Origin of the sequence: Streptomyces sp. NPDC102279 (assembly GCF_044766365.1) — a bacterium.
GTDB lineage: Bacteria > Actinomycetota > Actinomycetes > Streptomycetales > Streptomycetaceae > Streptomyces.
This window is the reverse complement of record NZ_JBIWLU010000005.1, coordinates 530,884-553,311: the sequence shown is the minus strand read 5'-3', so window position 1 is coordinate 553,311 and position 22,428 is coordinate 530,884. Positions and strand designations below refer to the sequence as shown.

The 22,428-nt window shown below is 71.9% G+C and carries 16 protein-coding genes; 6 read left to right on the top strand and 10 right to left on the bottom strand.

Translation table 11 applies throughout. The annotated features are described in order from the left end of the window. Positions 1–15: 15 nt before the first annotated feature. From ACIRQH_RS15280 to ACIRQH_RS15260, 5 genes are all read right to left on the bottom strand, one after another. The gene (locus tag ACIRQH_RS15280) at positions 16–675 is read right to left on the bottom strand and encodes a SurA N-terminal domain-containing protein (protein WP_404226088.1); all 660 of its coding nucleotides are present in this window, start codon (positions 673–675) and stop codon (positions 16–18) included. 137 nt (positions 676–812) lie between these two features. Further along, positions 813–1,640 carry a glycoside hydrolase domain-containing protein gene (locus ACIRQH_RS15275; RefSeq protein ID WP_358817561.1) on the bottom strand — a complete coding sequence of 276 codons (828 nt, stop codon included), beginning with the start codon at positions 1,638–1,640 and terminating at the stop codon, positions 813–815. A 272-nt stretch (positions 1,641–1,912) separates the two neighbouring features. After that, on the bottom strand, positions 1,913–3,394 hold the full coding sequence (locus ACIRQH_RS15270; protein ID WP_358817607.1) for a serine/threonine-protein kinase: 1,482 nt from the start codon (positions 3,392–3,394) through the stop codon (positions 1,913–1,915). A 38-nt stretch (positions 3,395–3,432) separates the two neighbouring features. Next, a complete protein-coding gene (locus ACIRQH_RS15265; RefSeq protein ID WP_358817560.1) occupies positions 3,433–4,038 on the bottom strand; it encodes a hypothetical protein in 606 nt (201 codons plus the stop codon). 198 nt (positions 4,039–4,236) lie between these two features. Continuing rightward, positions 4,237–6,264 (bottom strand): N-6 DNA methylase, encoded by a 2,028-nt coding sequence (locus ACIRQH_RS15260; RefSeq protein ID WP_388874384.1) that lies wholly within the window; start codon positions 6,262–6,264, stop codon positions 4,237–4,239. A gap of 330 nt (positions 6,265–6,594) precedes the next feature. Between ACIRQH_RS15260 and ACIRQH_RS15255 the strand changes: the two genes are divergently transcribed. After that, positions 6,595–7,344 (top strand): hypothetical protein, encoded by a 750-nt coding sequence (locus ACIRQH_RS15255; RefSeq protein ID WP_388930774.1) that lies wholly within the window; start codon positions 6,595–6,597, stop codon positions 7,342–7,344. Positions 7,345–7,415: 71 nt separating this feature from the next. On the opposite strand, the gene ACIRQH_RS15250 is transcribed toward ACIRQH_RS15255, so the two are convergent. Continuing rightward, positions 7,416–8,141, bottom strand: coding sequence for an HNH endonuclease family protein (locus ACIRQH_RS15250; RefSeq protein WP_404226175.1), 726 nt, complete (start codon positions 8,139–8,141; stop codon positions 7,416–7,418). Positions 8,142–8,311: 170 nt separating this feature from the next. Between ACIRQH_RS15250 and ACIRQH_RS15245 the strand changes: the two genes are divergently transcribed. Beyond that, complete coding sequence (locus ACIRQH_RS15245) at positions 8,312–8,494, top strand: Rv0909 family putative TA system antitoxin (RefSeq protein WP_164370925.1); 183 nt, start codon at positions 8,312–8,314, stop codon at positions 8,492–8,494. 266 nt (positions 8,495–8,760) lie between these two features. Here ACIRQH_RS15245 and ACIRQH_RS15240 read toward each other — a convergent pair whose 3' ends face one another. Next, the gene (locus ACIRQH_RS15240) at positions 8,761–9,723 is read right to left on the bottom strand and encodes a hypothetical protein (RefSeq protein ID WP_404226086.1); all 963 of its coding nucleotides are present in this window, start codon (positions 9,721–9,723) and stop codon (positions 8,761–8,763) included. A 108-nt stretch (positions 9,724–9,831) separates the two neighbouring features. On the opposite strand from ACIRQH_RS15240, the gene ACIRQH_RS15235 reads away from it, so the two are divergent. Then, the gene (locus ACIRQH_RS15235; RefSeq protein ID WP_404226085.1) at positions 9,832–10,422 is read left to right on the top strand and encodes a TetR/AcrR family transcriptional regulator; all 591 of its coding nucleotides are present in this window, start codon (positions 9,832–9,834) and stop codon (positions 10,420–10,422) included. Positions 10,423–10,515: 93 nt separating this feature from the next. Here the strand turns inward: ACIRQH_RS15235 and mfd are convergent, their stop codons facing one another. The 3 genes from mfd to ACIRQH_RS15220 form a co-directional block, all read right to left on the bottom strand. After that, the gene (mfd, locus tag ACIRQH_RS15230) at positions 10,516–14,067 is read right to left on the bottom strand and encodes a transcription-repair coupling factor (RefSeq protein WP_388874396.1); all 3,552 of its coding nucleotides are present in this window, start codon (positions 14,065–14,067) and stop codon (positions 10,516–10,518) included. A 335-nt stretch (positions 14,068–14,402) separates the two neighbouring features. Then, positions 14,403–16,967: an FtsX-like permease family protein gene (locus ACIRQH_RS15225; protein ID WP_358817554.1), complete on the bottom strand. Its 2,565-nt coding sequence runs from the start codon at positions 16,965–16,967 to the stop codon at positions 14,403–14,405. After that, positions 16,964–17,752 (bottom strand): ABC transporter ATP-binding protein, encoded by a 789-nt coding sequence (locus ACIRQH_RS15220; RefSeq protein WP_355872349.1) that lies wholly within the window; start codon positions 17,750–17,752, stop codon positions 16,964–16,966. Before ACIRQH_RS15220 ends, ACIRQH_RS15225 begins: the two co-directional genes overlap by 4 nt. 473 nt (positions 17,753–18,225) lie before the next feature. Here ACIRQH_RS15220 and ACIRQH_RS15215 point away from each other — a divergent pair, with 473 nt between their 5' ends. The 3 genes from ACIRQH_RS15215 (at position 18,226) to ACIRQH_RS15205 (ending at position 22,334) form a co-directional block, all read left to right on the top strand. Further along, a complete protein-coding gene (locus tag ACIRQH_RS15215; protein WP_358817605.1) occupies positions 18,226–19,728 on the top strand; it encodes an MFS transporter in 1,503 nt (500 codons plus the stop codon). 597 nt (positions 19,729–20,325) lie between these two features. Then, on the top strand, positions 20,326–20,700 hold the full coding sequence (locus ACIRQH_RS15210; protein ID WP_388874501.1) for a DUF485 domain-containing protein: 375 nt from the start codon (positions 20,326–20,328) through the stop codon (positions 20,698–20,700). Continuing rightward, positions 20,700–22,334: a cation acetate symporter gene (locus ACIRQH_RS15205; protein WP_404226172.1), complete on the top strand. Its 1,635-nt coding sequence runs from the start codon at positions 20,700–20,702 to the stop codon at positions 22,332–22,334. Before ACIRQH_RS15210 ends, ACIRQH_RS15205 begins: the two co-directional genes overlap by 1 nt. The last annotated feature ends 94 nt before the right edge of the window (positions 22,335–22,428 follow it).

Below are 22,428 nucleotides of genomic sequence, written 5' to 3'. Positions count from 1 at the left end.
CCGCCCCCGCCCGGGTCACGTCGTCTGCTGGGTCCCCGCCGACGTGACCTCGCGCAGCCACGGCGTCTTCGCGTCGACCCGGCTGCTCTTCTGGACGTCCCAGGCGCCGTAGCGCGGGTTCAGGTCGACGTGGAGCTGCTTCGAGGCGGTCGACATCGCCTTCCAGAAGACGGCCTTGCCGTCGGTGGTGTTCATGTCGGCGCCGAGCGCGGCGGCGAGCTTCTGCGCCTCGATCTCGGTGCGCAGGCTGTCGTCGAGACGCTTGGGCGCGACCCCGTAGTTCTGCAGCCAGGCCGTCTCCAGGGCCTTCGAGCCGCCCGCCTGCTGTTCGAGGGCCGACCGCATCTGCTGGGAGTCCTTGCGGGTCACGTTCACCCCCTCGTTCTTCGCCGCCCGGTCGAGGACCTGGTCCAGGACCATGCCGTGCAGGGTGTCGCGGGTGAGCGTGCCGGTCTTGGCGATGGCCTGCTCGTACTGCGCCTCGTCCTTGGTGGCGGCGCGCTGCGCCGAGCGCACCTCGTTCACCCGGCTCTCCAGCTGCGCGACGGTGATCCGCCGGCCTCCGACGACCGCGGCCGCGCCGGGATGGGCGTCACTGCCGCAAGCGGTGAGCAGGGGGGCCGCCGCGACGATCGCGGCGGAGAGGACGAGCGCGGTGCGACGGCGGCGGTGCAAGGAAGCCTCCCGAGGAGATTGTGCGGCGGTGCACAAAGTCTTGCGGTGATCGATGGTAGGCAGTGACCGGCCTCCCGGCCAGCCATTCGACCAACGATTCACGACGACTTCGGGCACCGCCGCACGTCACATCGCGATCAGCCCGTGATCGCGACGGGCGCGTCCCACGCGTCCCGGTCCACGGTGATCGTGTAGGCGCCGCGCGTCTCCTTGCTGTTGACCATGTACTGGTGCGCACGGCTGTGGTTCGTGAACTGGGTCGAACCCCACGGCCAGTCGGTCGTCGTGGTGTTCTGCTTGTCCCACAGCGCGTACCAGAGGTTGCCCGGCAGGTCCGTCTTGTCGCTCGCGGTCGCGATCGCCTTGGCGCTGGAGCTGGTGAACCCGTAGTAGCCGGTGCGGTACGTCTTGGCGTGCAGGGTCTTGTCGAAGGCCCGCACGTACGTCAGCACGGCGTCGTTGCACGCCTTGTTCGTGACGTCGTACGACTCCATGTCGAGGTAGATCGGGCTGCCGGCCTTCATGCCGAGGGCCGAGGCCTTGGCGACCGCGTCCGCGCCGTCGCTAGCGCCGAGCGAGGCGGCCGTCGAGGCGGTCATCTTCTCGGGGCTGCTCCCGGTCTGGCAGGACGGCTGCGCGCCGACGTACAGCGGGACCAGCTTCCAGCCGAGCGCGCTGACCGACTTCACCCAGGAGGCGGTCAGGTTGGGCTGCGCGCAGCCGCGGTTCCTGCCGCCCACGTAGACGGCGGCGGCTCCGTAGAAGCCGGTGTGCCAGGCCTTCATCGCGGACAGCGAGGGCGCGGCGCAGGCGTCGAAGGCGCGGCCGGTGAAGGTGCGCTGCGCGGGCCACGTGGTCGCGGCCATCGAGTTCTGCGCGGCGATCCCCGCTCCGGCGACGACCGCGGCACCGGCCGCGGCCCAGGCCACGTATCTGCGCTTCTTGGAATGCCGATGGCTGGACATGAAAATTCCCACCCCATGGTTCAACTGGGTCGACTGGTTCAACTGGCAAGACGGTTCGAGCGGCACGACGGGTACGGCCGTGGGGCCGGTGCGGTGTGCCGGGTGCGTGGGTCGCACGGCCGCGGCGCGTCCGGACGGCGGGCGCGCACGCGCGCGTGGCGCACGGGAGATGGCAACCTACCCGGCGCGCCCCCTCCGTCCGGGAAACCCCGTATCCGGATCATCACAAGCTTCGGCCAAGGTGGCGCAAAGTCAACGGTGTCCGGGCCCGCTCAGCCCCGCACCTGCCCGAGCCACTGGAGCGTGCGCCGGATCTCCCCCGCCATGGGGTGCCCGGGCCCCCGCAGCCGGTCCACATCGTGCAGGAGCCGGGCCAGCGTGTCGTGGGCGGCGGCCCGGTCCCCGAGCGCGAGCAGCAAGTGGCCCATCCTGCGGCGCACTTCGAGGGAGATCTCCGGGTCCCCGGCGACGTACTGGTTCTCGTAGTACGGCAGCAGCGCGCGGTACTCCGCCAGCGCCGCGGCGGGTTCGCCGAGCTGTTCCAGACACTGGGCGGCGTCGTAGCGGAAGCGCAGCGACTGCGGGTCGGCGTGGCCCGCCTCGGAGGCGCGTTCGTCGGCGAGACGGCGCAGTTCGGGCAGGGCGCGGCGGTACTGGCCGTCGTCCATGAGCGTGGCCGCGTACTGCTTGCGCAGGGTGCGCACCACGGGAGAGTGCTCCCCGTGCTCGGCGGCGGCCGCCGGGAGGATCGAGCCGAGGATGTCCACGGCCTGCGTGATGCGGCCCTCGCCGAGCAGCCGCTTCACCTCGTCCACCGCGCCCGCCACGTCGGGCTTCTCCACCGCGGGCGCGGCCTGCGGCTGGGACGCGGGCGTCCGTGCCCGGTCGGGCCAGGGGGCGTGCGGGCGCAGGAACGGCCGCGTGGGGTCCAGCGGGGCGCCGGTGGGCATGCCGCGCGCCGGCAGCAGCGGGAGGAGCGATTCGTACGTCTCCTGCGCGGAACCCGGGCGGTGCTGGGGGTCCTTGGACAGCAGGCGCAGCACCAGGTCCTCCAGCGCGGGCGGCACCTCCGGGCGCAGCCGGCGCACCGGCAGCGGCGGCTCGTACAGGTGGCGGTGCAGCACGCCGAGCGCGGTCGAACCGGAGAACGGCACGTCCCCGCTGAGCAGTTCGTGCAGCAGCACACCGAGCGCGTACAGATCGGTGTACGGGCCGACCGCGCCGCCCATCGCCTGCTCGGGGGCCATGTAGGCGGGGCTGCCGATGGGCGAGCCGGTGTGCGTCAGACGCGTGGTGTCGGTGTCCATGACGGAGGCGACGCCCAGGTCGAGAACGGTGACCGTGCCGTCCTGCTTGACCATCACGTTCCGCGGTTTGAGGTCGCGGTGCACGATCGGGACGGCGTGCACCGCGCTCAGTACGGCGCACAGCTGGGCGGCGACCGCGACGGCCCACTGCCACGGGTAGGGGTCGTGCTCGGCGAGGTGGTCGGAGAGGTCCGCCCCGTCGACGTACTGCATGACGAGGAACAGCTCCTCGCCCGCGTTGCCCGCGTCGTGGACCGTGACCAGCCCGGGGTGGTCGACCTGCGCGGTCACCCGGCACTCGCGCACGAAACGGCGGCGCAGCTCGTCGGCCTCCTGGCCCGCCACCTTGTCCGGGCGCAGCAGCTTGACCGCGACCCGCCGGTCCAGGCGCTGGTCGTAGGCCGTCCAGACCTGGCCCATGCCGCCCTGGCCGATGAGCGTGGACAGTTCGTAGCGGTCGGCGATCACCCGGCCCGTCGCCACGCTCACCTGCCGTCCCCGCCGTCGGTGCGGCCGTCGCGCTTGCGGAGGTAGTCGCTGAGTTCGTCGAGCTCGGCACGCACCTGGTCGATCCGCACGGGCGCGGGCCGCTGCGGCGGAGGCGGCACGACGGGCGGCTGCGCCACGGGCCCCTGCTGGTGCGGGACCGGCGTCCCGTACGGCGATCCCGAAGCGGCGGTCTGCGGGTAGCCGTAGTGCGGGCCGGGGTGGGCGGCCTGGTGGAGCGGCACCGGGTAGCCGGGCGGGGTGAGCCGGCTGTAGTGGCGGATGTCCGCGAACAGGAAGTACCCGGTGCAGGCCGCCGCGTTGAGCAGCAGGATGATCATCCCGACGTTGCCGTTCGGGCTGCTGAAGTCGTCGGTGTGGTCGGTGCTGAGGTAGGCGAAGCTGATCCCCATCGCCAGGAGCGAACCGAGGAAGATCCACCAGTCCAGGGGCCGGCGGGTCACCAGCGCGACGCGCAGCGTGGACCCCCACGCCAGGAAGCCGATGCTCAGGAGCGGCAGCGCTCCGAAGATCACGCGCAGCACGACCAGCAGCCCGGTCGGGGGTCGCTTCGGCGGAGGCGGCGCGTAGCCGTGGCCGTGCATGGCTGCTCCTGGAGGCCTGATGGGGACGGACGTACGAGTTGGAAGTCCGAGCGTATAGGCCGACAAGGACAACCGGTCCCGGGTTGTACCGAACCGTTGTCGCGCTGATCACTTCACATGTTCCGGCGCTCTCGGCGAGCTCGTGCGGGAAGCCGCCGTTCCGCCCGCCCTGAGCGGCCGTGCCGTCGTCCGCGCGCGTCAGTCGGGGGCGACCGTCCCGTCCGTCAGGCCGTCGTACATGCCCCGTACGAGCTGCTCCCCGAGACGGCCCGCGCGCCGCAGCGCGTCCTCGAACTCGGCCAGGGCGCGGAAGCGTTCGCCGTACAGGAGCTGATCCTCCAGGGGCAGTCGCGGCAGGTGCAGCCGCCGTACGTCGAGCCGGGTGGCGGTGGACGCGTAGCTGCTGGCCTGCCGGTTGTTGGCGGTGCCGCGCAGGAAGCCCGCCAGGAACCACGGGTCCAGCGCGGTCCGGTCGGGGCGCAGGAGCGTGAGGTTGCGCCCCAGTACCGCCCCCGCCGTGTCCGCGTCGACCACGCGTGCGACGGAACCGCCCCCGAGCACGGGGACCACGACGTCGCCCGCCTCGACCGGCACGGTCTCCTCGTCGCCCTCGGGGAGACTGCCGGAGGGGGCGGTCCCGGCGAGCACGTCGTGGTCGGTGAGCACCCTCGCGCGCGCGGGGGCACTGCTTCCGCCCGTGCGCAGCAGAAGGGCTCCCCCGCGCGCGAGTTCGCCGACGGTGATGAGCGGCCAGCGCACGGCGGGGGTGTGCCGCGCCTCGGGGGGCGTGAGACCGGCGGCGAGCCGCAGGGTGTCACCGAGGTCCTCGCGTACGCTCGCGAGCCGCTCGGAGCCGCCTCCCGCGGCGGCCGGCGGCAGATGGCGGGCCGGCGCCAGGTCCACGTCGTCGTCGAGGAGTTCGATGACGGGCACCGAACGGCTGAACCCCGGCTCCTCCCGCGCGCTGCCCGCGCGCTCGAAGGGCCGCCACGCGTCGAGCACCGCACCGCGCACGGCGGCCCAGTCGAAGGCGCGGCCCTCCCCGGCGGACGCCCCGGTGTCCACGAGCAGCAACTCGGGCTGCGCGGGGGCCTTCTCGGGACGGCGCAGCACCCAGACGTGCAACGGGATGTTGTACGGGGGCGCAGCACCGATCGGCAGCGCGATCACGGCCCGCAGAGCGCCCCGGCGCAGCAGGTCGGCGCGGATACGGCGGCCGGAGCGGCGCGAGGCGGCGGCGGGCGGCATGAGGACGACCGCGGTACCGCCGTCCTTGAGGTGGGCCAGCGCGTGCTGCACCCAGGCCAGTTCGGACTCCGTACGGGCCGGGAAGCCGTACTCCCAGCGGGCGTCGTAGGCGAGTTCGTCGTGTCCCCAGTTGCGCTCGTTGAACGGCGGGTGGCACAGCACGACGTCGGCGCGGAGGGCGGGATACGCGTCCGCGCGGAGACTGTCCCCGGCGGCGGTCCGCACGGCGGCCTTGCCCTGGAGCGCCAGCCGCAGCGCGGAGAGCGCCGCGAGCTCGGGCGCGCTGTCCTGCCCGAACAGCTCCTGCCCGGGGCGGGCGGCCACGGCACGCAGCAGGGCGCCGGTCCCGCACGCCGGGTCGAGTGCGGTGCGCGCCGGTCCCGCGAGGTCCGCCATCAGCGTGGCGAGGCCGGCGGGGGTGAGCGTGTACTGACGGGGGTTGGCGTCGAGGTGGCGTCCCAGCAGGAACTCGTACGTCTGCCGCGCGCCCAGCTCGGCGGCCAGTTCGGCGGCGCCCCGCAGCAGGGGGGCGGAGGTGAGCAGCTCCGGGCCGGCCGGGGTGTTCACAGCGCGTTCGCGCGGGGGGCCGAACCTCGGGGTGATCACCTGGTCGAGGGCGGCGGGCAGCAGCGCGGCGAGCCGTTCGTCGGAACCTGCGCCCAGTTCGAGCCAGTCGGTGGGGCGGTCGTGGATGAGCAGGAGCACGCAGCCCGCGTGGACGAGGGCGGTGACGGGGCCTGCGGGGTGACCGGCGAGCTGCTGCCAGACGCGTTCGCGGAGCGGAACCTCGGCGAGTTTGCCCTGGTCGCGCAGCCAGGCCTCGACCTCGGTGAGGGCGAAGGAGGGGCTGGTCTCGGTGCCGCCGACCGGTTTGGGGAAGTCGGCGTGGCGGCGGCGCCAGTTGCTGACGGCCGCGCGGCCGACCCCGGCGAGCCGTGCGATTCCGGCGGCGGTCACCTCTGTCGCGTTGTGCTGCACCCGCCCGGCTCCCCTCGTTCTGGTCGGCGCCCCCTGTGACCCCGGCGGCCCGTCGTCGCCCCCGCACCGCACTCCCGTAGTCCCGTTAGTTCCGGTGTTTCGGAATTTCGGTGCTTCGGAATTTCGGTGTCCCGGTGTGTGACGCCGAGCATACCGGCGCATGCAAGATCTACCCCTTCACAGGCGTGTACACAACCTCTTCCGTGAACCGTGTTGACTCGGTTCACAGGCTCTGCTGTTATTGACCCATCGAACGGCCAGGCCGCCGGAGCGATCCGGTCGTCCCTGCCTTTGCCGACACCGCCACCCACACCACGCCAAGGAACTCTTATGCGTCGCACCGCACTTGCCGCTCTCTGCCTCGCCGCCGCGGCCACCGCCGGTCTCACCGGTTGCCTGCCCGGCGAGACCAAGGCGGACAGCAAGCCGAAGGGTCCGTTCGCCGGTCTGTCCGGGGGCGAGATCGCCGACCGGGCCGTGAAGGCCACGAACGGCGCCGCCTCACTCCGGATGAAGGGCGACGTGCCCGACGACGAGGACGGCGGCACCATCCGTATCGACATGGCCCTCAGCAAGAAGGGCGACTGTGCCGGCACGCTGGGCATGGGCGGCCAGGGCAAGGCCGATCTCATCAAGACCGGCGACACCGTCTACATGAAGTACGACGAGGCGTTCCTGCGCGCCCAGGGCAAGGGCGACTCCAAGGCCGACACGGACGCGGTCGTGAACATGCTGGCCGGCAAGTGGACCAAGATGTCCGCGACCGGCTCCGACGCCAAGGACATCGCGGGCTTCTGCGACCTCGACTCGGTGCTCGCCGGCGCGGAGGACGTGAACTCCAATGCCACGCGCGGCAGGACGACCACCGTCGACGGGACCGAGGCGATCATCCTGCACGAGAAGGACGGCAAGGACCGGTACACCCTGTACGTCGCCACGAAGGGCAAGCCCTACCTGCTGCGGGTCGACAGCACCTCGGCGAAGGACCCGGGCACGATCACCTTCGGCGACTACGACAAGCCGGTCCCCGCCGCCAAGCCGACCGGCGACGTCCTCGACATCGACAAGCTCGGCAGCTGACCGGCTCGGACACCTTGTGCGGCACCTGTCCGGCACCCGGCCCGCAACCGGCACGGCGCCCGGCACGATCGCTAGTTCGCGGTGAACCTCTTCGGGGCGTCGGTCGGATTGCCGCCCGAGGGGAGCTTCTGGCCGGAGCAGCCGGACAGGACCTTCTTCATCGCGGCCTTCTCGGAGGCGGTGACCCACAGCCCGTACTTCTTCTTCACGGCCACCTGCCCCGCGACGTACGTGCAGCGGTAGCCCTTGTTCGGCGGGAGCCAGGTCGCCGTGTCGCCGTCGCCCTTGCTGCGGTTGGCACTCGCGCCGACCGCGGCGAGGTTGAGCGGGTCGTTGGCCAGCGCTATCCGCTTGCTCGCGTCCCAGTACTTGGCGCCCTTCTGCCAGGCGTCCGAGAGCGCGACGAGGTGGTCGATGTCGACGAGGCTGCGCCCGCGGGTGAAGGTGACGTCCTTGCCGCCGTAGGGGTCCGGTTCGAGGACTCCGTTCGACACCTTGCACTTGCCGTCGCTGAACTTCACGTCCTTGAGGTCCCGCTTGAGGATGTCGTCGCGGGTGTCGCACCGGTTCGAGTCGGTGTCGGCCCAGGCCGTACCGAACCGCTCCCTGCTGTAACCGGTCTTGGGGGCGCGCCCCTTGACGGTGAGCGAGTCCACCGCGGAGAGCGCGGCTCCGCCACCGCCACCGCCCGCCGTCTCCTGCGGTCCCGCGGAACCCATGGCGTCCTTCTTGCAGCCGCTGACCCCGGCACCGAGCACGATCAGCACCGCCGCGGCAGCAGCCGCCCCACCCCTCATACGCACGACAAACGCCCTCCCCTTCGCCTCCCCGGGTCCGCCCTGCCCGGACGTGCTTCCCCTCTGCCCAACCTATCGGGGCCTACTCCCTGGTCATACCCGACCCAACGGGCAATTGGCGCACGCCCGGCGTATCGTCGGTGGTGAGTCACCCCCGGAAGGAGCTCTGGATGGGCATCTTCGACAGGTTCAAGAGCAACCGCGCGGCGCAGGACAAGGCGAAGGACATGTCCGACGCCGCGGAGAAGCAGGTCAACAAGAAGACCGGCGACAAGTACACGGACAAGGTCGACGACGCGCAGGGCAAAGCCGAAGGCGCGATGGGTATGGACCGTGACCGCGACCGGCCTTGACAGGTCTTGACCGGCCCGGACAACAGCCATATCCGGAGCGGTGCCCGCTCGGGCACCGGCCGACCTCGCCAGTCCGCCGCGCACCGAGGTGACGGTGTCTCGGACGGCCCCAACAGGTCAGTGATCCCACGGTCGGTGTGAACCGACCGATGGCCCTGACCCGCCTCGTGCGCCCCGTACGTCCCGCCCCACCACGGTGTCCCACCGGGTGGGGCCGGCGTCGTCGCGGCCCGGACGCGAGACGGGTCGCGGGTGGCTCGTACGTCTCACACCTTCCCGATCCCCAGCGTCGTCTCCGAGGGCAGCAGCCCCGAGCCGATGACGGCCACCCAGAACTCGCCCAGCGCTGACGCGAGACACTCGACGGCCTCCGGACCGATCGACTGCCATGGCCCGGCGGCCAGTTGGTCGGTGCGGTCCTCGACCTGGCGGCGCAGCGCACGGCCGGCGTCCGTCGCGACACCCTTTTCGTCCACCAGGCCACGGGCGGCGAGCCGCTCCCGGCCGGCCGCCCATTCCCGCGGGCTCCAGCCGCGGCTCTCGAAGCGCTCGACCGGGGCCGCGCCGATCGCCGCGAACGAGACGAGGGACTCGACGGGGTCGAGACCGGCGACGAGCAGGGCCGCGAGATGGCCGTCGCCACGGTGTTCGCGCAGGATCGTCGCCGCGTGCCACAGCTGGAGGTGCGGGGCCTCGGGCCAGTCCAACGCGGCGTTGGCCGCGGCGAGCGGGCGGCCCGCCATGTCGGCCGCCTCGGCCGCACGCCGGGCCAGAGCCGCCGCCTCGGCCATCACGGGTCCGGCGACACCGTCACCCATCAGAGCCCGATAGGCCCGGTCGACGGATCGTTCCCGCGCGGCGAGCACCTCCTTCGGACCCGCCGTCCGCCAGGCCGACTCGACGTGTTCGCCGACCATGCGCGGGCTGAAGCTGTAAAAGGCGGAGGCCACCCGCTCCGGCCCGACGGGGCCCAACGGGGCGGCACGGTAAGGGAAGTAGCTGGGCCAGCGCTCCTCGGTCCCGAACCCGAGCGCGACCGCCTCCTCGAAGCTCTCCGGCGCGTAGTACAGCACGGCGTGCAGGGGCTCCAGCAGGTGCCACAGCCGACGCACCTGGCCGAGGTCGACCCCGCCCGCGCCGGCGCTCCCCTCCGCCGCGGCCACCGCGCCACCCCCGGCGCTCCCCTCGGACCGATCCGTCCCGTCGATCCCGCTGACGCTCCCCGACATGACCGCACCCCTTGTCACGTGACGACCCGCTCCACAACTTGACACCGACAAGATTGCCCGACCGTGCCACAACTTGTCAATGACTAGATTCCGCGTACGCTGCTGCCCATGAGCCCCGTCCCGCCCAGCGACTCCGCGCGCCCCTATCACCACGGGGACCTGCGGCGCGCCATCCTCGGCGCAGCGCTCGACGTCATCGCGGCCGAGGGGCCCGCGGCGCTGAGCCTGCGCGACCTGGCCCGCCGCGCGGGTGTCTCGCACGCCGCCCCCGCGCACCACTTCAAGGACCGCACCGGCCTGCTCACGGCGATCGCGGCGGAGGGCTACGCGCTGCTGGCGGCGGCGCTCGACGCGGCCGACGACCTGCGGGACGCGGGCGTGCGCTACGTCCGCTTCGCGCGGGAGCACCCCGCCCACTTCCAGGTCATGTTCTCCCCGCAGCTGCTCCGCGGGAACGACCTGGAGCTGACGGCGGCCAGGGCCCTCGCGGGCGAGCGGCTGCGCGCCGCCGTCTCCTCGGTCTCCGCCGAGGGCCGGGGGGACGACGCCCGGCTCGCCGGCGTCGCGGCCTGGTCACTCGCCCACGGCTTCGCCACGCTCCTGCTCAGCCACAACCTGGACGGCCCGGTGGGCGACCAGGACCCCGACGAGGTCTTCCACGCCCTGACGGGCATGCTGTTCCGCCCCGGCCGGCCCTGAACCGGCCGCGAGGCCGACAGGCGCTGGGCCTTCGGACGGCGGGAGCCCGGCCGTCGCGGACGGCCGGCCGCGCGCTCCCGCCGCCGGGCCGGGCTACGACCCGAGGATCGAGGCGAGGAACTCGCCGGTCCAGCCGAGGAGTTCGCGGCCGACCAGTGGCTTCCCGCCCACCTTCGCCGTCTTCGGGCGGGGGACCAGGAGCTGGTGGGCGGCCGGCTTGATGACCGTCCCCGGGTAGAGGCGCTTGAGACGCAGCTCCTGGGACTCCCTCAACTCCACCCGCGCGAAACGGATGTTGTTGCCCTGGAGGACGATCTCCCCGACCTCGCAGCTCCGCGCCAGCATCCGCAGTCCCGCGACGAGGAGCAGGTTCTCGACCGGCTCGGGCAACTTGCCGTAGCGGTCGACGAGTTCCTCGCGTACGGCCTTGACGTCCTCCTCGGTGTTCGCGGAGGCGATGGACCGGTACGCCTGCAGGCGCAGCCGCTCACCCGGCGCGTAGTCGTGCGGGACGTGCGCGTCGACGGGCAGCTCGACCTTGACCTCCAGCATCGGCTCCTCCTCCACCCCGCCCTCCAGCGCGGCGCGGTAGTCCGCGACGGCCTCGCCGACCATGCGGACGTACAGGTCGAAGCCCACGCCCGCGATGTGCCCGGACTGCTCACCGCCGAGCAGGTTGCCCGCGCCGCGGATCTCCAGGTCCTTCATCGCCACGTACATGCCCGCGCCCATCTCGGTGTGCTGGGCGATCGTCGCGAGCCGCTCGTGCGCCGTCTCCGTCAGCGGCTTCTCCGGCGGGTACAGGAAGTAGGCGTAGCCACGCTCGCGGCCACGGCCGACCCGGCCGCGCAGCTGGTGCAGCTGCGAGAGACCGAAGTTGTCGCCGCGCTCCACGATCAGCGTGTTCGCGTTCGAGATGTCGATGCCCGACTCGACGATCGTCGTCGAGACGAGCACGTCGAACTTCTTCTCCCAGAAGTCGACGACCACCTGCTCCAGAGCCTGTTCCGACATCTGGCCGTGGGCCGTCGCGATCCGCGCCTCGGGCACGATCTCGCGCAGCCGGGCCGCCGCTCGGTCGATGGACTCGACGCGGTTGTGGATGTAGAACACCTGGCCCTCGCGCAGCAGTTCACGGCGGATCGCCGCGCCGATCTGCTTCTCCTCGTACGGGCCGACGAAGGTCAGCACCGGGTGCCGCTCCTCCGGCGGGGTGGTGATCGTGGACATCTCGCGGATGCCGGTGACCGCCATCTCCAGGGTGCGCGGGATCGGGGTCGCGGACATGGTCAGGACGTCGACGTTCGCACGCAGCTTCTTGAGCTGCTCCTTGTGCTCGACGCCGAAGCGCTGCTCCTCGTCGACGATGACCAGGCCGAGGTCCTTGAACTTGGTCTCCGAGGAGAACAGGCGGTGGGTGCCGATGACGAGGTCCACCGAACCCTCGCGCAGCCCCTCAAGGGTCGCCTTGGCCTCGGTGTCCGTCTGGAAGCGGGACAGGGCGCGGACGTTCACCGGGAACTGCGCGTAGCGCTCGGAGAACGTGCCGAAGTGCTGCTGCACCAGCAGGGTCGTGGGCACCAGGACCGCCACCTGCTTGCCGTCCTGGACGGCCTTGAACGCGGCGCGGACCGCGATCTCCGTCTTGCCGTAGCCGACGTCGCCGCAGATCAGGCGGTCCATCGGGACCGTCTTCTCCATGTCGTCCTTGACCTCGGCGATCGTGGTGAGCTGGTCGGGCGTCTCCACGTACGGGAAGGCGTCCTCCAGCTCGCGCTGCCAGGGGGTGTCGGCGCCGAACGCGTGCCCGGGGGCGGCCATCCGCGCCGAGTACAGCTTGATCAGGTCGGCGGCGATCTCCTTGACGGCCTTCTTGGCGCGCGCCTTGGTCTTGGTCCAGTCGGCGCCGCCGAGGCGGTGCAGGGTCGGGGCCTCGCCGCCGACGTACTTGGTGATCTGCTCCAGCTGATCGGTGGGGATGTAGAGACGGTCGCCGGGCTGGCCGCGCTTGGCGGGGGCGTACTCCACCACCAGGTACTCGCGGGTGGCGCTCTGGACGGTGCGCTGCACCATCTCGATGTAGCGGCCGACACCGTGCTGTTCGTGGACGATGTAGTCGCCGGACTCCAGGGTCAGCGGGTCGATCGTCTTGCGGCGGCGGGCCGGCATGCGGGCGCCGTCCTTGCCGGCCGCCTTCTGGCCGGAGAGGTCGGTCTCCGTCAGGACGGCGAGCCGGAGCGCCGGGTCCACGAACCCGTAGTCGATGGAGCCGCACGACACGTGCACGACCGAGGGGCCGATCTCGGTGAGATCGATGTCCAGGCGGGCGGGGATACCCTCGCCGCCGAGGACCTCGGCGGTGCGGGCGGCCGGGCCCTGCGCCTCGGTGACGTAGACGGCGCGCCAGCCCTCGGACAGCCAGCCCTTGGTGTCGGCGAGCGCGCGGGCGGTGTCCCCGCGGTAGGTCTCGGGGGCGTGCATGCCCAGCTTCAGGGTGTCCCCCGCCGCACCCGGGGCGAAGTCGGCGAGTTCGCCGTCGGCGGCGAACGGCGACACGGACCACCACATCATGTCCAGCGCGCGCGCCCGCTCCCGTACGTCCGCGATGGACCACAGCGAGGCGGCGCCGACGTCGATGGGCGCCTCGCCGCCGCCGGCGGTGGCCGCCCAGGACGCCTGGAGGAACTCCTGCGAGGTGGCCACGAGGTCCGCGGCCCGGGTGCGTACCCGCTCGGGGTCGCAGACGACGGCCATCGAGCCCTTGGGCAGGACGTCGAGCAGCAGTTCCATGTCGTCGACGAGGACGGGGGCGAGGGACTCCATGCCCTCCACGGCGATGCCCTCGGCGATCTTGCCGAGGAGCTCGCCCAGCTCCGGGTGGGCCGCGGCGAGTTCCGCCGCCCGTCGCCGCACGTCCTCGGTGAGCAGCAGTTCGCGGCAGGGCGGCGCCCACAGGCCGTGTTCGGCGACCTCCAGGGACCGCTGGTCGGCGATCTTGAAGTAGCGGATCTCCTCGATGTCGTCGCCCCAGAACTCCACCCGCAGGGGGTGTTCCTCGGTGGGCGGGAAGACGTCCAGGATGCCGCCGCGGACGGCGAACTCGCCGCGCTTCTCGACGAGTTCGACACGGGAGTACGCGGCTGCCGCGAGCGCTTCGGCGGTCTCGCCGAGGTCGGCGGTGCGGCCGGTGCGCAGGATGACGGGCTCCAGGTCGCCGAGGCCCTGCACCTGCGGCTGCAGCACGGAGCGCACGGGCGCGACGACGACGGACACCGGGCCGGTCTCCGGGTCGTCGGGGCGGGGGTGGGCGAGCCGGCGCAGCACCGCGAGGCGGCGGCCGACGGTGTCCGACCGGGGCGAGAGCCGCTCGTGCGGCAGCGTCTCCCACGAGGGGTAGTCGACGACGCCCTCCGGGGGGAGCAGGGAGCGCAGGGCGGCGGCCAGGTCCTCGGCCTCGCGGCCTGTCGCGGTCACGGCGAGGACGGGGCGGCCTGCCTCCCGGGCCAGTGCGGCGATCGCGAAGGGGCGCGCGGCGGGCGGGCCGACCAGGTCGACGTGCATCCGGTTGCCGTCGGTGGCGGCCTTCACCGCTTCCTTGAGGGCGGCGTCCTTGACGACGGCGTCGAGCAGACCGTGCAGGCTCATGAAGGGCTTCCATCCCGGGGAGTGGGCAACGCGAGGCGCCCGACACGTGGGACGGGCCGGGGGTATCCAGCGTACGACTCCGCGCCGACTCTCGCGTGGCCGTTCCTCGCGGGGCCCGTCACCCAGCGTGACGCACCCCGGGGCGGGCGGGTCGCGTCACGGTGTTCCCGCCCAGCGGCCGGGGCCTCGCCGGTGGGCCGGGCCCGGTCGCGGGGCGGGTCCCGGACGTGCCGAGGGCCCGGTCCGAGGAGCGTGCTGCTCCTCGGACCGGGCCCGTCCGCCGCGACCCCCGTGCGCGGTGGTCCGGTGCGGCCGTCCCCGGCCGTGATCGCCGGCTACTCGGTGGCGATGGCGTTCAGGACGTTCATCCGGCCCGCCCGGAACGCCGGGATCAGGGCGGCGAACAGGCCCACGAAGGCCGAGCCGATGAAGACCCCGATGATCGTCGGCCACGGGATGTCCAGCACCTTCAGACCCTCCAGGGCGAGGAGCTTCTGGGCGGTGGCGCCCCAGCTCATGCCGAGCCCCAGTCCGAGGAGGGCGCCGAAGAGGGCGATGACGACCGACTCCAGGCGGATCATGCGGCGCAGCTGGCGGCGAGAGAGGCCGATGGCGCGCATCAGGCCGATCTCGCGGGTCCGCTCGACGACCGACAGCGCCAGGGTGTTGACCACTCCGAGGATGGCGACCACGATCGCGAGGCCCAGCAGGCCGTAGACCATGTTCAGAAGCTGGCCTACCTGGTCCTTGAGCTCCTGCTTGTAGTCGGTCTGGTCGCGCACCTGGTACTGCGGGTACGGCTCCATGGCCTTCTTCAGGGCCGCGTAGGCCTGCTTCTGCTGCCCTTCCCTGGCCTTGGCGAACATGATCTCGTTCGGCGGGATCTTGCTCGCCGGCACGTACTTCTTCATCGTCTCGATGCTGGTGTAGCGGGCGCCCTGGTCGATGGCGACGTCGTCGTCCGTGATGGCCGCGACCTCGAGCTTCGCCGTGGAGCCGCCCTTGAAGGCGACGCTCAGGGTGTCGCCGACCTTGACGTGGTGCTTCTTGGCGTAGTCCGAGCCGACCGACATGGCGTTCGTGCCGTACGCCGCCGACAGCTCACCGGCGGTCGTCTTGCGCCGCAGGTCCTGGGCGTACGAGGGGTCGGCCGCGGTGATCTCGTAGTCGTCGACCTTGCCGTCCGGCGAGGTCATCCTGGCCGCGAGGTCCTTGTAGCGGGTGACGTGCTCCAGGCCCGGGGTGTCCTGCATGGCCTTCTCGGCCTGCGGGACGATCCGCTGCTGTCCCTGGACGATGAAGTCCGCGCCGACCGACTTGTCGAGCTCGTCGGTCGCGGAGGCCACCATGGACGAGCCGACCACCGACAGACAGGCGACCAGGGCCAGGCCGATCATGAGGGCCGCGCCGGTGGCGCCGGTGCGGCGCGGGTTGCGCAGTGCGTTGCGCTCGGCGAGCCGGCCGACCGGGCCGAACATCCGCAGCAGGACCGCGCTGATCACCCGGACCACGCCGCCGGCCAGCAGCGGGCCGACGATCACGAAGCCGATCAGGGTGAGCACGACGCCCGCGCCGAGCACGAGCGAACCGTCGCTCGCCTTGTCCGCGGTGGCCGCGGTGTACAGGGCGAACGCTCCGGCACCGGTCAGCGCCAGGCCGATCAGTCCGCGGACGAGACCGGCCCTGCCGTCGGCCGGGGTGCCGGCGTCGCGCAGCGCGGCCATCGGGGAGACCTTCCCGGCGCGCCGGGCCGGGAGATAGGCGGCGAGGACGGTGACGACGACGCCGAGGATCATGCCGATGACCGGGGTGGCCGTCTTGACGGTCAGGTCACGGGTGGAGAGGTCCATGCCCATGGACGACATGAGCTTCATCAGGCCGACCGCGAGGCCGACGCCGGCGGCGACGCCGAGGACGGAGCCGATGAAGCCGAGCAGCAGCGCCTCGACCAGTACGGAGCGGTTGACCTGCTTGCGGGAGGAGCCGATGGCGCGCATCAGGCCGATCTCGCGGGTGCGCTGGGCGACGAGCATCGAGAAGGTGTTGATGATCAGGAAGATGCCGACCAGGAACGCGATCCCGGCGAAGCCGAGCATGGCGTACTTGATGACGTTCATGAACTCGCCGACGCCCTTGCGGTTCTCGTCGGCGTTCTCCTTCTGCGTCTGGATCTTGTAGGACCCGTCGAGCGCGGTGGAGACGTTCTGCTTGAGGCGCCCGTCCGGGACGCCCGGCGCCGCGGTGACGTTGATCTGCGTGAACCGGCCGGTGGAGCCGAGGAGTTCGCGCTGGGCCGTCGCGGTGTCGAAGTAGACGACGGCGGCACCGGGGTTGGTCACCTTGAAGGTGGCGATGCCGACGATCCTGGCCTTGAAGTCGCCGGTGACGGCGATGGTGCGCAGTTCGTCGCCCATCTTCAGGTGGTGCTTGTCGACGGTGTCGGCGTCGACCATCACCTCGGTCGGTCCGCGCGGGGCGTGACCGGAGGTGATCTCCATGGAACGCAGGTCGTTGTGCGTCCAGTTGCCGGCGATGGTCGGGGCGCCGGTCGTGGAGCCCATGTTCTTGTTGTCGCTGTTCACGACGGTCACGTTCATCGAACTGACGGCACCCTCGGCCGACTTGACGCCGTCCGCCTGCCTGGCCTGCGCCAGGGTGGAGTCCGGCACCGACTCGGGCTTGCCGTTCTGCGGGGTGTCGTCGCTCTTCGCCGCCTTCGGCAGCACGGTCACGTCGGACGAGGTGACCGCGAAGAGCTTGTCGAACGTCGTGTTCATGGTGTCGGTGAACACCAGGGTGCCGCAGACGAAGGCCACCGACAGCAGGACGGCCACGGCGGACAGCGCCATGCGTCCCTTGTGCGCGAAGAAGTTGCGCATCGAGGTCCTGAGGACGGTCATGACGTCCGCCCGCGGGAGTCGAAGTCCTTCATGCGGTCGAGGACCTGGTCGGCCGTCGGCTGGTGCATCTCGTCGACGATCCGGCCGTCGGCGAGGTACAGCACGCGGTCCGCGTAGGAGGCGGCCACCGGGTCGTGCGTGACCATCACGATGGTCTGGCCGAGGTCGTCCACCGAGCGGCGCAGGAAGCCCAGCACCTCGGAGCCGGCCCGGGAGTCGAGGTTTCCGGTCGGCTCGTCACCGAAGATGATCTCGGGGCGGGCGGCCAGTGCCCGGGCCACCGCGACGCGCTGCTGCTGGCCGCCGGAGAGCTGGTTCGGGCGGTGCTTGAGCCGGTCCGCGAGTCCGACGGTCTCGACGACCTGGGCGAGCCACGCCTTGTCGGGCTTGCGGCCCGCGATGTCCATCGGGAGCGTGATGTTCTCCAGGGCGTTCAGCGTCGGCAGCAGGTTGAACGCCTGGAAGATGAACCCGATCCGGTCCCGGCGCAGCTGTGTCAGCTTCTTGTCCTTGAGGCCGGTGATCTCGGTCTCGTCGAGGAAGATCTGGCCGGAGGTGACGGTGTCGAGGCCGGCGAGGCAGTGCATCAGCGTGGACTTGCCGGACCCCGAGGGGCCCATGATCGCGGTGAAGCGGCTCCGCTCGATGTCCACGTCGACGTGGTCGAGGGCGACGACACGGGTCTCCCCCGAGCCGTACGCCTTGACGACCTGCCGCGCTCGCGCGGCAACGGCCGTACGCCCTCCAGTGCCCCCGTGCCTGGGAATGGTTACAGCCGATGTCACGGTATGTCTCCTATGTCGGCCAACAGGGCGAGCTGCTGGGCTGCGAAGGTCTCGAACGGTCGGGAAGGACGGCGGTGTTCGCGCTGCCCCCGGTGTGGTGCGCTGCCTACGTCCGTAAGTCTGGTGCCGGCGGAGGGTCGGGCGCGCTGGTGCACGGCCCCGTCTTCTGCTGGGGAAAACCCCACCCCCCAAGGTGTGGTCCGTACCCGGCGAACCCGCCCTCCGACGACGTAAAGCCAGGTTAAGGAAGCACCCCGGCCTGTCTCGTCCTCCGCCGGGACGAACCCTCCCCGACCCGTAGTAAGGAGGTCCCCCTAGGGGACCTCCACCCTTCGGTGGACAACTCCTCGGGGTCGCGTCCACCCCCGGGCCCACCGGAGTCCGCCCTCCCGCGACCCGATCGCCGAGTGGCAAGCTGGTCCCGGCAGACGGACGCAGGGGGAAGGAGTCCCGTGGGCGAGGGGGACACCGGGATACCGGTCGTACGGGAGAAGCCGCCCGTCAGGGACCGCGCGGACGACCGGCGCCGACGTGCCGTCGTCGCCGCGCTCATGCTGGCGATGGGGCTGGCCGCACTCGACTCCACGATCGTGTCGACGGCCGTACCGCAGATCGTCGGCGACCTCGGCGGGTTCTCCGTGTTCTCCTGGCTGTTCTCGGGCTACCTGCTGGCCGTCACGGTCACGCTCCCCGTCTACGGCAAGCTGTCCGACACCTTCGGCCGCAAACCGGTCCTCGTCACGGGCGCCGCCGTCTTCCTCCTCGGCTCGCTGCTCTGCGCCACCGCCTGGAACATGGCCGCGCTCATCGCCTTCCGGGTCGTGCAGGGGCTGGGTGGCGGCGCCCTCCAGGGCACCGTGCAGACCCTCGCAGCCGACCTGTACCCGCTGAAGGAACGCCCCCGGATCCAGGCCAAGTTGTCCACGGTGTGGGCGACCTCGGCGATCGCGGGCCCCGCTCTCGGCGGCGTCCTCGCCGCGTACGCCGACTGGCGGTGGATCTTCCTCATCAACCTGCCGATCGGCGCCGTCGCCCTGTGGCTGATCGTCCGCCACCTGCACGAACCGCAGCGGGCCCCGCTGACCCGCCGGCCCCGCATCGACTGGGCGGGCGCCCTCGCCGTGTTCGCCTGCGGCGGCGTCCTGCTGACCGCCCTCGTGCAGGGAGGTGTCGCCTGGGGCTGGCTGTCGGCGCCCTCGCTCGCCCTGTTCGCCGCCGGACTCGCGCTGGTCGGCGTCGTCGTGGCTATCGAGCGGCGCGCCGCCGAGCCGATCATCCCGGGATGGGTGTGGCGCCGCCGGACGATCGCCGCGGTCAACCTGGCCCTCGGTGCCCTGGGCCTGCTCATGGTCGCGCCGACGGTCTTCCTGCCCACCTACGCGCAGGCCGTCCTCGGTCTCGCCCCGGTGGCCGCCGGATTCGTGCTCTCCGTCTGGACGTTGAGCTGGCCGGTGTCCGCGGCGCTCAGCCAGCACGTCTACCGCCGGATCGGCTTCCGCAACACCGCGATGCTCGGCATCGGCACCGCCACCCTCCTCCTGCTCGCCTTCCCCTTCCTCCCGTATCCCGGTGAGCCGTGGCAGCCCGCGCTGCTGATGCTGCTGCTCGGCGGCGCGCTCGGGCTCTTCCAGCTGCCCCTGATCATCGGCGTCCAGTCCACCGTCGGCTGGGCCGAACGCGGTACGACCACGGCCTCCGTCCTCTTCTGCCGCCAGACGGGACAGACCCTGGGCGCCGCCCTGTTCGGCGCCGTCGCCAACGGAGTGCTGGCCGCACGGCTCGGCGGCGCCGGAGACCTCGACGCGGTGACCCGGGCCCTCGACTCGGGCGCACCGGCCGGACATCTTCGGCACGCGGTCGCCGACGCCGTCCACGCCGTCTATCTCGGTGCCGCGGGGGCCGCCGCCCTCGCCTTCCTGGTCCTGCTGCTCGTCGCACCGCGCCGCTTCCCCGTCCTCAAGGACGCCACGGACTGAACGCGGGCCGGCACCGGGTCACCCGGGAGCCGGGATCCGAACACCGGCGCGCACCCGGCCCGTCGAGGAGCCGCCGGACCGGGTACCGCCCGGACCCGGCACCGCCCGGCCCCGGCACCGGCCGCACCCGGAGAAAGCGCGTGCACACCCCACCTCCCACTCGATGCACTCCGGCCCCACACCTGAAGGCCGGCGAAACCCCTCCGGAACTCCAGCGGAACTCCACAGGTGAACGCGGGTAACACCCCAGGTCACTGAAGTAAGCGCATACCGACCGACCAGTTCGGTGAAACCGCTACGCGCGCGAGCTACCTACGAGTAGCGTGCGCTGCTCACCCCCCAGCTCCCTGCGGTCCCGCACCGGACCCGAGCCACGCAAGGAGAACCGGGATGCCCGACGCATTCTCGTCCCCCGAGCACCCAAGGCCACGTCAGCAGCACCCGCATCAGCCGTACCGGCAGAACCCGCCCGACGGACAGAGTCCGCCGAACCCACCTCCCCAGCCTCCGGAAAACCCCGCGTATCCCGCGTACCGGCCGCCTCGAGCGCGCCCCCCGTACCAACCGGACCCGCCGTACCGACCGGACCAGCCGCAGCTGACCTATCCCTGGCAGCCCCGGCCGAAGCCGCCCGAGCCGGTCCGGCGGCGGGTGCCGCGCCATCGCGCGCTCGGACAGCACAGCGACATCAGAGTGCTGCGCGGCGCCTACCGCCGGCAGCGCCGTGTCGCGACCCTCACCGCGCTCGGCTACTTCACGCTGTTCCTCGTCCTGTCGGCGTTCGCCCCGTCGCTGATGACGAGCACGGTGTCCGGCGGACTGTCGACCGGACTGCTCCTCGGCCTGCTCCAGGTCCCCGTGACCTGCCTGGCGATCGTGCTCTACGAGCACACCGCCCGCCGGAGCGTCGACCCGATCGCCGACCGGATCCGTAAACAGGCCGAACTGGACGCACGGCGGGAGGCGGCATGATGACCGGGTTCAGCAGTTCCGCGCAGACGATGTCGCTGGTGGCGTTCACCGCCGTGGCCACGATCACGCTCCTGTTGTGCGTGATGACCGGCCCGGACCGCGACGACCTCGACGAGTTCTACACCGGGTACGGATCGCTCTCCCCGATGCGCAACGGCCTCGCGATCGCCGGCGACTACATCTCCGCGGCGACCGTGCTCGGCACCGGCGGCGTCATCGCCCTGGCCGGCTACGACGGAGTCGTCCTCGCCCTGAGCACCGCCCTGTCCCTGATGCTGCTGATGTTCCTGCTGGCCGAACCCCTGCGCAACGCGGGCCGGTTCACCATGGGCGACGCCCTCGCCCGCCGCACTCCCGGCCGCGCCGTCCGCAACACGGCCTGCGCGGTGACCATCGTCGCGCTGCTGCCGCTGATGCTCGTCCAACTCGCGGGCGCCGGTGATCTGCTGGCCTTCATCCTCGGCTTCTCCAGCGACTCGCTGAAGACCGGCTGCGTCATCGGCCTGGGTGCGCTGATGATCAGTTACGCGGCGATCGGGGGCATGAAGGGCACCGCCCTCATCCAGATCCTGAAGATCGTGATGCTGCTCGGCTCGGGCGCCGTGGTGGCCGCCCTCGTCCTGAACCGCTTCGACTGGAACCCCGGCGCGCTCCTCGACAGCGCCGCCGCCAACAGCGGCGTCGGCGCCGCCTACCTGCACTCCGGGCTCCAGTTCGCGGGCGGCCCCAACCCCCGCCTGGACATGATCACTTCGGAGCTGACGGTCGTCCTCGGCGGCGCCTGCCTCCCGCACGTCACCATGCGCATGTACACGGCCGGCAGCGCCCGGCAGGTGCGCCGCTCGCTGTCCTGGGCGGTGCCGTGCGTCGCGCTGTTCGTCCTGATCATCAGCGTGATCGGGTTCGGGGCCACCGCCCTGGTCGGGCGGGACGTGATCATCGCGGGCGACCCGCAGGGCAACACGGCCTACCTGCTGGGGTCCCGGAGCGTCTTCGGCGCGTCCGTCTCCACCGCCGAGACCCTGCTCTTCACCACCGTCACCACGGCGATCTTCCTGACCCTGCTCGCCTCCGTCGCCGGGATGATCCTGGCCTGCGCCAACTCCCTGGCCCACGACGTGTTCGCGCACAGCCGGCTCTTCCGGGGCCGCCGCCACGACGACGAACTCTCCCCGCGCCGCGAGATGCTCCTCGCCCGCCTCTCCGCGCTGGCGGTGGGCGGACCGGCCATCCTGCTCGCCACCCTCGCCCAGCACCGCAGCCTGCAGCCCCTGATCACGCTGTCGTTCTGCCTCGGCGCCTCCGCGATCGCGCCCGCGCTCGTCTACAGCCTCTTCTGGCGCCGCTACACCCGGACCGGCCTGCTCGCCACCCTCATCGGCGGCACGCTCACGGTCCTGCTCCTCATGCCCGGCACCAACCTCGTCTCCGGCTCCCCCACCGCGGCCTTCCCGGACGCCGACTTCAACTGGTTCCCGTTCACCACCACGGGCATCGTCTCGATCCCGCTGGGCTTCGCCTACGGCTGGCTCGGCACGGTGGTCTCGGGCCGGCGCAAGGCGGAGGAACAGCGCCGTCAGTACGAGGCGGTGGAGGGCTGGATCCTGGCGGGGGCGGTGCGGAGGGGAAGGTGAGGGGCTCCGGGACCCCTCACCCGCGCACCGGGACGGACGGGCCGGGTGGGACCCCCGTCCCGGAGCGGCGGAGACGGCCTCGCGGAGCGCGCCT